The 11,922-nt window shown below is 68.8% G+C and carries 9 protein-coding genes and 2 tRNA genes; 5 read left to right on the forward strand and 6 right to left on the reverse strand.

The annotated features are described in order from the left end of the window. The first annotated feature begins 95 nt into the window (after nt 1-95). The 4 genes from OG953_RS14890 to OG953_RS14905 all read left to right on the forward strand — a co-directional run bounded on the left by OG953_RS14890 (nt 96) and on the right by OG953_RS14905 (nt 3,564). The gene (locus OG953_RS14890; RefSeq protein ID WP_405684683.1) at nt 96-515 is read left to right on the forward strand and encodes a Fur family transcriptional regulator; all 420 of its coding nucleotides are present in this window, start codon (nt 96-98) and stop codon (nt 513-515) included. A gap of 198 nt (nt 516-713) precedes the next feature. After that, the gene (locus OG953_RS14895) at nt 714-1,523 is read left to right on the forward strand and encodes an ABC transporter ATP-binding protein (protein ID WP_405684684.1); all 810 of its coding nucleotides are present in this window, start codon (nt 714-716) and stop codon (nt 1,521-1,523) included. After that, nucleotides 1,520-2,389, forward strand: coding sequence for an ABC transporter permease (locus OG953_RS14900; RefSeq protein WP_405684686.1), 870 nt, complete (start codon nt 1,520-1,522; stop codon nt 2,387-2,389). Before OG953_RS14895 ends, OG953_RS14900 begins: the two co-directional genes overlap by 4 nt. A 32-nt stretch (nt 2,390-2,421) precedes the next feature. Then, a complete protein-coding gene (locus OG953_RS14905; protein ID WP_405684687.1) occupies nt 2,422-3,564 on the forward strand; it encodes an ABC transporter substrate-binding protein in 1,143 nt (380 codons plus the stop codon). A gap of 63 nt (nt 3,565-3,627) precedes the next feature. Here the strand turns inward: OG953_RS14905 and OG953_RS14910 are convergent. The 4 genes from OG953_RS14910 to OG953_RS14925 form a co-directional block, all read right to left on the reverse strand. Beyond that, nucleotides 3,628-3,701, reverse strand: a tRNA-Met gene (locus OG953_RS14910). Between the two features lie 80 nt (nt 3,702-3,781). Next, nucleotides 3,782-5,896, reverse strand: coding sequence for a tetratricopeptide repeat protein (locus tag OG953_RS14915; protein ID WP_405684688.1), 2,115 nt, complete (start codon nt 5,894-5,896; stop codon nt 3,782-3,784). A gap of 213 nt (nt 5,897-6,109) precedes the next feature. Beyond that, nucleotides 6,110-6,183 (reverse strand) — tRNA-Met (locus OG953_RS14920). Between the two features lie 52 nt (nt 6,184-6,235). After that, nucleotides 6,236-9,166, reverse strand: a complete 2,931-nt coding sequence (locus OG953_RS14925; RefSeq protein WP_405691836.1) for a UPF0182 family protein — start codon at nt 9,164-9,166, stop codon at nt 6,236-6,238. A gap of 128 nt (nt 9,167-9,294) precedes the next feature. Here OG953_RS14925 and OG953_RS14930 point away from each other — a divergent pair, with 128 nt between their 5' ends. Further along, on the forward strand, nt 9,295-9,864 hold the full coding sequence (locus OG953_RS14930) for a PPA1309 family protein (RefSeq protein ID WP_405684689.1): 570 nt from the start codon (nt 9,295-9,297) through the stop codon (nt 9,862-9,864). 19 nt (nt 9,865-9,883) lie between these two features. On the opposite strand, the gene OG953_RS14935 is transcribed toward OG953_RS14930, so the two are convergent. Continuing rightward, nucleotides 9,884-10,972: a PDZ domain-containing protein gene (locus tag OG953_RS14935; protein WP_405684690.1), complete on the reverse strand. Its 1,089-nt coding sequence runs from the start codon at nt 10,970-10,972 to the stop codon at nt 9,884-9,886. A gap of 443 nt (nt 10,973-11,415) precedes the next feature. Next, entirely contained in the window at nt 11,416-11,877 is a 462-nt protein-coding gene (locus OG953_RS14940) for a molybdenum cofactor biosynthesis protein MoaE (protein ID WP_405684691.1), read from the reverse strand. Between the last annotated feature and the right edge of the window lie 45 nt (nt 11,878-11,922).

Raw genomic sequence — 11,922 nt, forward strand, 5'->3', positions numbered from 1 at the left:
GGTCCCGATCCTACAATGGACATAGTCCAAGTCAAGTGAACATCCAAAGTCACATCCGTTCGGGACGCGGTCCCCCCACTGTTAGGCTTGTTCCCATGAGTGACCTGTTGGAACGACTTCGCGGACGCGGCTGGCGCATGACTGCGCAGCGGCGCGTCGTGGCCGAGGTCCTCGACGGGGACCATGTGCACCTGACGGCTGACGAGGTCCACGCCCGGGCCGTCGCCAAGCTGCCCGAGATCTCCCGCGCCACCGTCTACAACACCCTGGGCGAGATGGTGACGCTCGGCGAGGTCATCGAGGTCTCCACGGATCGCCGGGCCAAGCGGTACGACCCGAACGCACACCGCCCCCACCACCACCTCGTCTGCGCGAGCTGCGGCACCATCCGAGACGTACACCCGGCGGGCGACCCGCTGACGGATCTGCCGAGCGACGAGCGGTTCGGTTTCACGGTCTCCAATGTCGAGGTGACCTACCGCGGCATCTGCCCGAACTGCGCCGCGACGACCTGAGTCCTGCCGCGAAAGGCCCCGGTGCAAGCATCACGCGCACCGGGGCCTTCCGCATGAACACTCGCAGGGGATGACACACATCCCCGCCCCCAGCACGCGCGCACCCCCTTCCCGAATCTGACGGGTAGTCATATCGTCTGCGGCGATCACGTCCGCCCCGCGGCGGATCCGCACCTCGATACGCGCGAGGAGAGACCCGTGGGAGATCCGCACCCGACCCCACCCACAACCGCAGCCACCAGTCCCAAACTCCGCGCCGACGCGCTCACCCGCTCGTTCGGGCGCGGCGCCAAGGCCCTGTCCGCCCTCGGCCCGCTCGATCTCTCCATCGCACCGGGCGAGTTCACCTGCATCGTCGGCCCGTCCGGCTGCGGCAAGTCCACGCTGCTCAGGATCGCCGCCGGACTGCTCCGCCCCAGCTCCGGCGAGCTGTCCATCCGTACGACCTCACCCCGTCCCGCGGCAATGATCTTCCAGGACTACGGGATCTACGACTGGAAGACCGTGCTCGCCAATGTCCGGTTCGGTCTCGACATTCAGCGCATACCACGCAAGGAGGCCGACGCCAGGGCGCGCGACTGGCTGGCCCGGATGGGGCTCTCCGACTTCGCGGGGGCGTATCCGGCCGCCCTCTCCGGCGGGATGCGGCAACGGGTCGCGATCGCCCGCGCCCTCGCCGTCGAACCCGAGATGCTGCTGATGGACGAGCCGTTCGCGGCGCTCGACGCCCAGCTGCGCACGATCCTCCAGGACGAGCTGCTCGACCTCACCCAGACCACCCGTACCACCGCCCTCTTCATCACCCACAGCCTCGAAGAGGCGATCGTGCTCGGGGACAGGGTGCTGGTGATGTCCGCCAGACCGGGGCGGATCATCGCCGAGCGCCGCCCGCCGTTCGGCCGGCCGCGCACCGGCGGGGTCCGGTCGTCGCCCGAATTCACCGCGCTGAAGAGCGAGTTGTGGGAACTTCTGCGCGGCGAGGTGCGCAGGGAGGCGGTCCCGGCATGACCACCACCGTGAGCACCACGAAGCCCGACGACGGCGTCCTGATCCGCAGACCGGGCCCGCAGGAGCTGCATCCGGTACGCACCCACCGCCGGCGCCGCGCCCTGGAACTCACGCTCGCCGTCGCCGTACCGCTGCTCCTCGTGCTGCTCTGGCAACTGGCCGCGGCACAGTCCTGGATCGATGACCGGGTCTACCCCGCCCCCTCCACCATCCTGGCGGACGGCTGGGACCGGGCGGGCGCCGGTGAACTGTGGCCGGATGTGTGGGCCACGCTCAAGCGGGTCCTCGGCGGCTATGCGATCGGCACCGTCGCGGGATACGCGCTCGGCCTGCTGATGGGCTCGCTCTCTCTCGTACGGGCGGCGCTGGAGCCGTTGCTCGATGCCCTGTACGTCGTGCCGAAGCTGGCCCTGCTGCCGGTCTTCCTCAATATGTTCGGCCTCGGTGAAGGACCGCAGATCGCCCTGGTCGCCGCGACCGTCTTCTTCTTCGTCTGGATCTCCACCATGGCGGCCGTGCTCGCCGTCCCGGTCGGCCACCGTGATGCCGGTCAGGTCTTCGGCGCCTCGCCCTGGCAGATGTTCCGCCATGTGCTGCTGCCCGCGTCGCTGCCCGCGGTCCTGGTCGGGGCACGGATCGCGGCAGGGGTGGCCGTGCTCGTCATCGTCGCCTCCGAACAGATCGCCGCGGCCGACGGTCTCGGCCATCTGATCTTCGACTCCCGGGCGCTGTTCCAGAACGACGTGATGTTCGTCGGCATCGTGTGTGTGGCGGTCCTCGGTGTCGTCTTCTCCGAAGTGGTGCGGATCGCCGGGCGGCTGCTCACACCGTGGGCCCCGCGCGACCGCGGCCGCAGCCAGTCCTGAACGGCTCCCCATGTTCTTCGTACGGAGGCACTATGCGTACACGTACCCCCTTGACCTGCACCGTCGTGCTCCTCACAGCATCCCTGCTCGGCGCGGCAGGCTGCGCCGGGAACGGCTCCGCCGGCGACAGCGCCGCCGCCGCGCCGCGCACCGTCGAGCCCGTCGCGGGCTGTGGCGCCGGCAGTTGGACCGACCCGGCCGACCTCGCCCCCGACCGGAAACCGGCCCGCTGCGACAAGGGCGCCCCGGCCGCCCAGCCCCTGGCGAAGAAGCGGAAGATCACCGTCGCCACCGGCACCCTGAGTGCGGAGTACGTAGCTCCGCTCCAGGTCGCGGTGGCGAAGGGCGAGTTCGCGAAAGAGGGGCTGGACGTCGAACTGAAGGTGTTGCCCACCCCGGACGCGCTGCCGCTGCTCGCCAAGGGCGATGTGGACGCCCAGTGGGCGGCTCCCGAGGCAGCCGTGATGAACGGCATCAACGGCGGCTTCGACATCAAGTGGGTGGCAGGGAACTTCTCCCCCGACCCCACCTCCAAGAGCGGCCTGTGGGTGCGTCTCAAGGACGGTGAGAGCGCCGATCGCGTCGAGATGGCGGGCCGGAAGATGGGCACGATGATCGGCAAGGGCTCGGTCATCGCGTACCCGATGGACACCTCCCTGAAGAGGCACGGCGGCGGCCTCGACAAGATCAGTTTCCAGCAGCTCGGTTCCGCGGATGTGCTGACCGCGCTGCAGAACGGCGGCGTGGACTCGGCCTGGCTGCTCGACCCGATCTGGCGCAAGGTGGACGGCGACAAGAAGTACGCGTTCCTGGGCGGCCAGCCCGTCGGTGAACCGCTCGGCGGCCTGCTCTTCGGCCCGACGCTGCTGAACAAGGACCCGGACGCGGGCGTCGCCTTTCTCCGTGCCTATATCCGGACGGTGAACACCTATTTCACCGGCGACTACAAGTCCGACCCCGCCTTCGTCGCCGAACTGGCGAAGCTGATGAAGACCGACAAGGCCACGCTGCGGTCGACCCCGTCGATGCGCATGGACTGGGAGATACGGAAGGGCACGACGGACCGGCTGCAGAAGGCGTACGCCGATTCGGGCGTCTCGAAGGGCACCCCGGTGCCGGAGACGAAGGCCGTCGACCGGGCGATGTACTCGGAGGCGGTGGGCCACAAGCTCTGACTCGCGCGCAGGAGTATGCGCAGAAGGCCGGATCCTCTAAAGGATCCGGCCTTCTGCGTTCAGTAGCGGGGACAGGATTTGAACCTGCGACCTCTGGGTTATGAGCCCAGCGAGCTACCGAGCTGCTCCACCCCGCGTCGTTGAAACCAACAGTACGTGACGCTCTGGACCAGCGCAAATCCGTTTCTGTGGTCCGTGCGGGGGCCGCCGCGCACCCCTACGCGGTCAGCTCCTGATGCAGCGCCTCGCGCAGCCGGGCAGCCCGCTCGGCGACCTCCGCCGGGCCCAGTTCGACCGCCCGTGCGCACCAGCGCTGCCCCTCGGTGAGCTCCCCGCGGCGGGCGGCCAGCAGGGCGAGGCGCAGGGCCGCCCGACCGTGCCCGTCGTTCGCGGCACGGCTCCACCACAGCGCGGCCTCGCGCTCGCTGCCCTCGCGGGCCAGCAGCAGCCCGAGGTTGAAGGCGCCGTTGCGGCTGCCCGACTCGGCGGCCTCTCGGTACCAACGGGCCGCGCTGTCCACGTCGCCACGGGCCGCCGCGAGCATCCCGACCCGCACCTGGGCGCGGCGATGCCCCTGCTCGGCGGCCCGCTCGTACCACTCCTCGCACTCGGTCTTCTCCGGCATCGGCTCGCCGAGCGCGGGAGGTCCGGGCGGCGGCTGCCGCGAGTCCAGCACCCCGGCCAGCCGGAAGGCGGCCTCGGCGCTGCCGCCGCCCGCCGCACAGCGCAGATGGCGCTCGGCCGCCTGCTCTTCGCCGTGGTGCAGCAGGGCCATGCCGACCTGGAGCGCCGCCTCGGTATGGCCTGCCGCGGCGGCCCGCTCGTACCACACCAGAGCCGTACGGTCCTCGTCGCGTCCGGCGTACAGGATGCCGAGGTTGAAGGCCGCATCGACGCTGCCCGCCTCGGCTGCCTTGGAGAACCAGGGCTCGGCGCCGGTCGCGTCGCCCGCCTGGAGCAGGAGTACGGCCAGTGCATTGGCGGCCTCGCGGTGGCCCGCGTACGCGGCGCGGCGGTACCACTGCTCGGCCTGCGGCGTACGGTCCTGGGCCGCGCAGAGCAGCCCCAGGTTGTAGGCCCCGTTGACGTCGCCCGCGTCCATGGCGGCGCGGTACCAGCGCTCGGCGGTCTGCTGCTCGCCACGGGCGGCGTGCAGGGCACCCAGGGCGTTGGCGGCGTTCCCGTCGCCGTCCTGGGCGGCGCGCAGCCACCACACGGCGGCGCTCTCCTCGTCGCCCGCGTCACGCAGCAGGAATCCGAGCGCGCAGGCGGCCCGCGCCTCGCCGGCCTTCGCGGAGATGAGGTACCAGCGCCCTGCCTCCTTGGGCTCGCCGCGCTGTTCGAGGATGGCGCCGAGGTGCAGGGCGGCACGCCCGTGGCCACGCGCGGCGGCCTGCCTGTACCACTGCTCGGCCTCGCCCACGCGCCCGGTCGCCGGACCGGCCATGGGGCCGTCGTCCGAGCGCACTGCGGAACGGGCGGCGGCACCCGGACGACCGGCGGCGCCCGCGCCGGGTGCGGGACCCAGGCCCGGGCGGCCGAAGGCGTCGTGCGGGTCGTCGGCGGTGTTGCGGTCCAGCATGCGCGCGAGGCGGTACGCGGCCTCCCGGTGCCCCTGTTCGGCGGCGGCGCGCAGCCAGCGCTCGGCGCCGACGTCGCTGCGGTGTTCCAGCAGGTCGGCGAGGGCGTATGCACCCAGGGCATGGCCCTGCTCGGCGGACTGCCGCAGCCAGTACTCGGCGCCGGGCTCGTCGCCCCGCTCGCGGTAGTGGCGGCCGAGGGCGTGTGCGGCGGCGGCGGAACCCGCGACGGCTGCGATACGCCACCAGCCGGCCGCGTCGTCGGTGTATCCGCGCTGATGGAGGAGGACACCCAGGTTGTTGGCCGCGGCCCGGTCGCCGTCGGCGGTGGCCGCACGCAGGTAGGGCTCGGCACCGTCCAGATCGCCGCGGCGCAGCAGCAGGGCACCGAGGACGCTCATCGACGTGGTGTCACCGGCGTCGGCGGCGCGACGGTGACGCGCCTCATTCTCGGCGCTCTCCGGGCTCTCCCGGGTCTCGGGGCTCTCCGGGGTCTCGGGATTCTCTGCAGCCTCAATGGCCCCGGCGACCCCCGTGCTCTCTTCACTCTCTGTACTCTCGACGGTCGCGGCACACCCCACAGTCTCGGCGGTCTCGGTCGTCCCGATGATCTCAGTGGTTTCAGTGGTCTCGCTGTTCTCCGCGGCGGCAAGACCAAAAGCCGCATTCATCACGCTATCCGGCCGGTGAACGCGACGCTGCACAAACCGCCCTGTCTCCAACAGAGTTGCCCTGTCCCCCATAAATACCATCGTCGCACCACCTACAACCCGCGTACACCTGGTATATCGCGGCCAGTGAGGTCACTTCAGCGTTTTGTCGACATGCCCACAGAGAGATAAGTCAAACACGTCCGGGCTCAACTCGTGCCCCGCGAACCGCACTTCACACCCACCGCACAAGAAAGTCGTCGTGGCACGACGAAGGCCCGGATCCTCGAAAGGATCCGGGCCTTCGTCTTTCAGTAGCGGGGACAGGATTTGAACCTGCGACCTCTGGGTTATGAGCCCAGCGAGCTACCGAGCTGCTCCACCCCGCGCCGTTGTGTTCAAACCGTACCACGACGCGGGGGTGAGTCTTTACCGAGCTACTCAGCCACCACTGCCGGCACCGGACGCTTTATCCGCACTATCCGAATTGCCCGCACTATTCGCACTGCCCGACTTGGGCTGGGCGGCCGCCGCACGCTGCAACGCGTCCTGCAGATCCGCCTGGGCCCTGCCGTAGGCGCTCCAGTCCTGCTTCTTCAGGGCTGCCTCGCCTTCCGCGTAGGCCTTCTGCGCATCCGCGATCGCCTTCTTCAGCGCCGCGTCACCGGTGGCCGGTGGATGCGTGGTGCCTGGTGGCCGGGTGGTCTCCGCGGGCGGCTCGGTGGTACCGGAGTCCGTCACCCCGAAGACCGCGTTGAGCGCCTCCCCGAGGCTGTTCTCGAAGACGGTCTTCGACCCGTAAGAGGCGGCGACCTTGCGCAGCAGCGGATAGTTCTGCGTGCCACCGCGCGTATACACCGGCTCGATGTAGAGGAAGCCTCCTTCGAGCGGCACGGTCAGCAGATTGCCGTACTCGATGTCGGAGTCGGTTCCCTTGAGGTTTCTCACGAACTCGGCGACATCGTCGTTGCCGTTGAGCTCGCTCTGTACCTGACCGGGGCCCTTCACCGTGGTGGTGACTCTCAACAGCCTTATCGTGCCGTAGTCCTTGCTGGCCGCATCCGCGTCCACCGCCATGAACGCCCCGAGGTCGGGCCGTCCCTTCGGGGTGAACGTCGTCGTCAGCGAGAACTTCTGGGCCGTCTGGTCCGGCATCTTTATGCTCAGGTAGTACGGCGGGACGGCGCCGGACTCCTTGTTGGTCGGGTCGTCCGGGACCTGCCAGGCGTCACTGCCGCTGTAGAACTGGGCGGGGTTGGTGACGTGGTAGCGGGTGAGCAGCTCGCGCTGCACCTTGAACAGGTCCTGCGGGTACCGCAGGTGGTCCATCAGGTCCTGGGGGATGTCGGCCCGCGGCTCCACCGTCCCCGGGAACGCCTTGCGCCAGGTCTTGAGGACCGGGTCCTCGGTGTCCCACTCGTAGAGCTTGACCTTGCCGTCGTACGCATCGACGGTGGCCTTCACCGAGTTGCGGATGTAGTTGACCTGGTTCTGCTGGGCGACGACCGCGCGCTGGTTGGTGGTCAGCGAGTCGGCCGTGGTGTCACCGAGCGTCGTACGCGAGGCGTACGGGTAGCCGTTGGTGGTGGTGTACGCGTCGACGACCCACTGGATGCGGCCGTTCACCACGGCCGGGTAGGCGTCGCCGTCGATGGTCAGCCACGGGGCGACCGCCTCGACGCGCTCCTTGGGCGTGCGGTTGTAGAGGATCCGCGAGCCCTCGCCGATGGCCCCCGAGTAGAGGATCTGCGGCTCGCTGAACGAGACCGCGTACGCGGCGCGGTTGAACGCGTTGGAGAGACTGACCCCGCTGTCACCCTGGTAGCTGGTGGTCTTCTCGCCGTCCTCCTCGTAGTCGAGCTCCTTCTGGGGCCCGCCGACGATGGAGTACTGCTCGGTCTTCTCGCCGTAGTAGATCCGCTGCTCGTACGTGCCGAGCTCACCCGTGGTCGGCAGACCGGACTCGGTGAAGTCCGGGGAACCCTTCGGGTTCTTGCCCGTCGTCGTACCCTGGGCCGCGATGGCGCCGTAGCCGTGGGTGTAGGTGAAGTGGTCGTTGATCCAGTTGCGCTTGGGGATGCCGTCGAGGTTGAGCTCGCGCAGACCGATGACCGTGTCCTGGTCCTTGCCGGCGGCGTCCTTGTAGCGGTCCACGTCCAGCGTCTTGGGGAACTGGTAGTAGTTCCTCTTCTGCTGGAGCTGCTGGAAGGCCGGGGAGACGACGTTGGGGTCCATCACCCGGTAACTGGCGGCATCGTCCGCGCTCGCGCGCAGCTTGGTTTCGTCGTTCGTCGTGCTCTTGCCCGAGTAGTCGTCGACCTTCGCGTCATCGATGTCGTATGCGTCACGCGTCGCATCGATGTTCTTCCGGATGAACGGCGCTTCCTTGGCCTGCTCGTTCGGCTGGACCTGGAACTTCTGCACGATCGCCGGGTACAGCCCGCCGATCAGGATCGCCGAGAGCACCATCAGACCGAGGCCGATCATCGGGAGCTGCCAGGTGCGGCGCCAGAGCGTGGCGAAGAAGAGCACGGCGCAGATCGCGGCGATGCAGAACAGGATGGTCTTCGCCGGAAGGTAGGCGTTGGCGTCGACGTACCGCAGGCCCGTCCAGTTGTCCGTGGCCTTGAAGTCGCTGGACTTCACGGCCAGGCCGTACCGGTCGAGCCAGTACGCCACGGCCTTCAGCGAGACGAAGACACCGAGCAGCACCGACAGATGGCCGGTGGCCGCGCCGGTCGCCCGCGCGCCGGGGCTGGTGATGCGGAGGCCGCCGTACAGATAGTGGGTCAGCGCGGCGGCGATCAGCGAGAGTACCGTGGCAGCGAAGCCGAAGCCCAGCAGGAAGCGGTACCAGGGCAGGTCGAAGGCGTAAAAGGACACATCCAGATGGAACTGGGGGTCCTTCTGGTTGAACGGCACGCCGTTCACATACATCAGCCAGGTGCGCCACTGACCGGAGGCGGATGCTCCGGCGATCAGTCCGACGAGCGCGGTGATCGCGAGCAGCACCCACTTCTTGTACGGGGCGAGGCTCATCCGGTAGCGGTCCAGGCTCTGCTGCTCCAGCGACATCGCGCTCAGCGGCGGCCGGAGCCGGTGCGCGAGCCAGATGTTCAGGCCGACGGCGATCGCCATCAGCAGTCCGAAGACGAGGAACAGCCCGATCTTGGTCCACAGGGTGGTGGTGAAGACGGACGAATAGTCGACCGACCGGTACCAGAGCCAGTCCGTCCAGAACCCGGCGAACATGACGAACGCCATGGCGAGAACCGCCAGGACGCCCAGTGTCATGAGCAGGGTACGGGCGCGCCGGGACGGGCGGCCGACTCTGATCCGTGGCCCGGTCGGGCCTCCGCCGCGGTCCGGCATCTGGAAAGCCAACGTGCGCACCTCGAAGTTTGCGGGTCGTGTGAAGCGGGCCCAGCGATCGTAGAGCCCACCTATGCAACTTACTGAGGCTTTACCTAGTTCCCGTTCCCGGGGCGGAAGGAGGCAGGATGTTGGCCATGCCCAACGTTTCCCCCTCAGGCCCCCCGATGGCCGCGAGCCCCCTCACCGTCGCCGTGCTCGAAATCGACGCGTACATCTCCGGCCTCGGCTGGGACCAGCCGGCCCGGCTATTCGCTCTCGTCGACACCGCCCGGCTGCGGGCCCAGGAGCCGGGCCTCGCCGCCCAGCTCGGTCTCGACAGCTCCGACTCCCCGACCGCCTCACTCACCCCCATCGAGCAGGAGGAGCTTCCGCCGGGCACCGCCCTGGACGAGTTCCTCGCCACGATCGCCTGGCCCGACGCGGTGATCGGATGCGCGATGACGGTGGAGCGGCTGATGCTGCCGCCGTCCGCCGAGGCCTCCGTGCCGGAGGGACTCAGCGATGCCCAGCTGACCAAGTGGGTCGCCAAGCACCCGGAGCGCCAGGAGGTGCGAATGACCGTGGCCGTCCTTCGGGACGGTACGCGCGAGTCGGCCGTACGGCTCCGCGAGAAGGACTCCCCGAGCGAGGTGCGGACCGGCGCCGGACTGGTGCCCGGGCTGGCCGACGCCCTGGCCGCGACCTTCGAGGCCTGACCCCGCCGAGGGGGCGCGGTCAGCCTGCCGAGCAGCTCGGCAGGTCGGCCGTGTCCCCCGCCCGGATCTTCTCCAGCGACTTCTTCGCGTCGTCGATCGTCTTCACCTTCACCAGCGTGAGTCCGCTCGGGGTGTCCGAGGCTGCGGCCTTGCAGTTGTCGTCCGGCGTCAGGAAGTACCGGGCGCCCGCGTTGCGCGCGCCGACCAGCTTCATGTTGATGCCGCCGATCGGGCCGACCTTGCCCTTGTCGTCGATCGTGCCGGTGCCCGCGATGAACTTGCCACCCGTGAGTTCGGTGGGCGTCAGCTTGTCGATGATGCCCAGGGAGAACATCAGACCTGCGCTCGGGCCGCCGACATCGGCGAGCTTGATGTCGATCCGGAACGGGAACGTGTGGTCCGTCCCCGCCTGGATGCCGACGATCGCGCGGTTCTCCTTGGGAGCCTTCACCGTGGTGATGGCGATCTTCCGGCTGCCCTCGGGCTCCTTGCCTGCCTTTTCGGCCGCCTGCGCCGTCTTCGCCGGGATGATCGTGAACGTGACGTCCTCGCCGGGCTTGTGGCGGGTGACGAGCTTCGCGACGTCCTCGGGCTGCTTCACCGCGCTGCCGTCGACCTGCTTGATCACATCGCCGGCGTGCAGCTTGCCCTGGGCGGGGCTGCCCTTGACGACCGTGGAGACCACGACGCGCGACGACACCGGGATGCCCAGCTCGGTCAGGGCGGCAACCTTGGCGCTCTCCTGGGACTGGCTGAACTCCTCGGCGTTCTCCTGTGTCGACTGCTGCTCGGTCTTGCCGCCGGGGTAGAGCGTGTCGTGCGGTACGACCACGCTGTCGTGAGCCAGCCAGCCGTAGACGGCCTCGACGAGGTTCATGTTGTAGTCGGCGCCGGTGACCCTGACCGTCGTCATATTGAGGTTTCCGGACGTCGGGTACGTCTTGCGCCCGGAAATCTGCAGGACCGGCTCGCCTTCGACCTTGCCGAGGGTGTTCACGGTCGGCCCCGGAGACATCTCCGAATACGGCACTGGAATCAGCACGCCTGCGCAGAGCAGCGCGATGAGGATCAGCGTGGAGGCGAGCATCGTCGCGGTGCGGCGTGGCATGGAACGACAGTACGGGAAGGGTCTGTCAGTGCACCGTCGGGGCCGGTCCGGACGGAGCGTGGAACCGGGCGTGGCGCTGTGCCGGAGGGCGTCGGCAGCCGGCACCGCTGTGCGGATTGGCGACTGCGTACGTTCGATGGAGGATCAGACAACATCGGTACCGGAGTGCGATTTCTCCATCGCCTCACGGAACCGGGCGTACCCGGCAAGTTCTGAGACATCACCGGCCGTGCGATTACGGGTGGCCCAGCTTCCCCATATCGCAGCACCGAGTGCAGCGAAAAGCGGAATCAGCAACCAAGCGAGTGCTGCCATTACGACCTCCCTACCTCATGAGCGACCGCAACTGACCGATCAGCAGATTAACCATCTGCAGGACCAACGCTCACGGCAGGGGTGCGGTTACGCAAATCGGGGCGGCCTACCACCCGATCGGCTTGCGCTCAGCAGGCGCCCACCCACTCCTCGGTGCCGTCCGAAAAGCGCTGGTGTTTCCAGATCGGAACCTCGTGCTTGAGGTCGTCGATCAACTTGCGGCACGCCTCGAACGCCTCGGCGCGGTGGGGGCAGGAGACGGCGACGACCACAGCGATGTCGCCCACTCGTAGGTCGCCCACTCGGTGGACGGCGGCCAGCGCCCGGACCGGGAATTCCGCGACGACCTTCTCGGCCACCCGGCGCAATTCGTCCTGAGCCGAGGGGTGGCAGGAGTACCCGAGCGCACCGACGTCCTGACCGCCGTCGTGGTTGCGCACCGTACCGACGAAGAGCGCCGTGCCGCCCGCGGCGTCGTCCCCGACCACCCGGAAGATCTCGTCGACCGACAACGGTGTGTCGCGAATCGCCAGCAGCCGGATGGGGTCGCCTGCCGCCTGCTCGCCGGGGTGGTCGTGGGTGGAAGCCATGGGACCCATAGTGCCGTACCGCATCGACATCGTGGAATGGCGTTT

The sequence above is a fragment of the Streptomyces sp. NBC_00057 genome (assembly GCF_045041165.1).
Taxonomy (GTDB): domain Bacteria; phylum Actinomycetota; class Actinomycetes; order Streptomycetales; family Streptomycetaceae; genus Streptomyces.

Bases quoted from the DNA above. Each gene is read 5' to 3' on its own strand.
- OG953_RS14890 (WP_405684683.1), top strand. From the start codon at position 96: ATGAGTGACCTGTTGGAACGACTTCGCGGACGCGGCTGGCGCATGACT.
- OG953_RS14900 (WP_405684686.1), top strand. From the start codon at position 1,520: ATGACCACCACCGTGAGCACCACGAAGCCCGACGACGGCGTCCTGATC.
- OG953_RS14905 (WP_405684687.1), top strand. From the start codon at position 2,422: ATGCGTACACGTACCCCCTTGACCTGCACCGTCGTGCTCCTCACAGCA.
- OG953_RS14915 (WP_405684688.1), bottom strand. From the start codon at position 5,896: ATGGTATTTATGGGGGACAGGGCAACTCTGTTGGAGACAGGGCGGTTT.
- OG953_RS14925 (WP_405691836.1), bottom strand. From the start codon at position 9,166: ATGCCGGACCGCGGCGGAGGCCCGACCGGGCCACGGATCAGAGTCGGC.
- OG953_RS14930 (WP_405684689.1), top strand. From the start codon at position 9,295: ATGTTGGCCATGCCCAACGTTTCCCCCTCAGGCCCCCCGATGGCCGCG.
- OG953_RS14935 (WP_405684690.1), bottom strand. From the start codon at position 10,972: ATGCCACGCCGCACCGCGACGATGCTCGCCTCCACGCTGATCCTCATC.
- OG953_RS14940 (WP_405684691.1), bottom strand. From the start codon at position 11,877: ATGGCTTCCACCCACGACCACCCCGGCGAGCAGGCGGCAGGCGACCCC.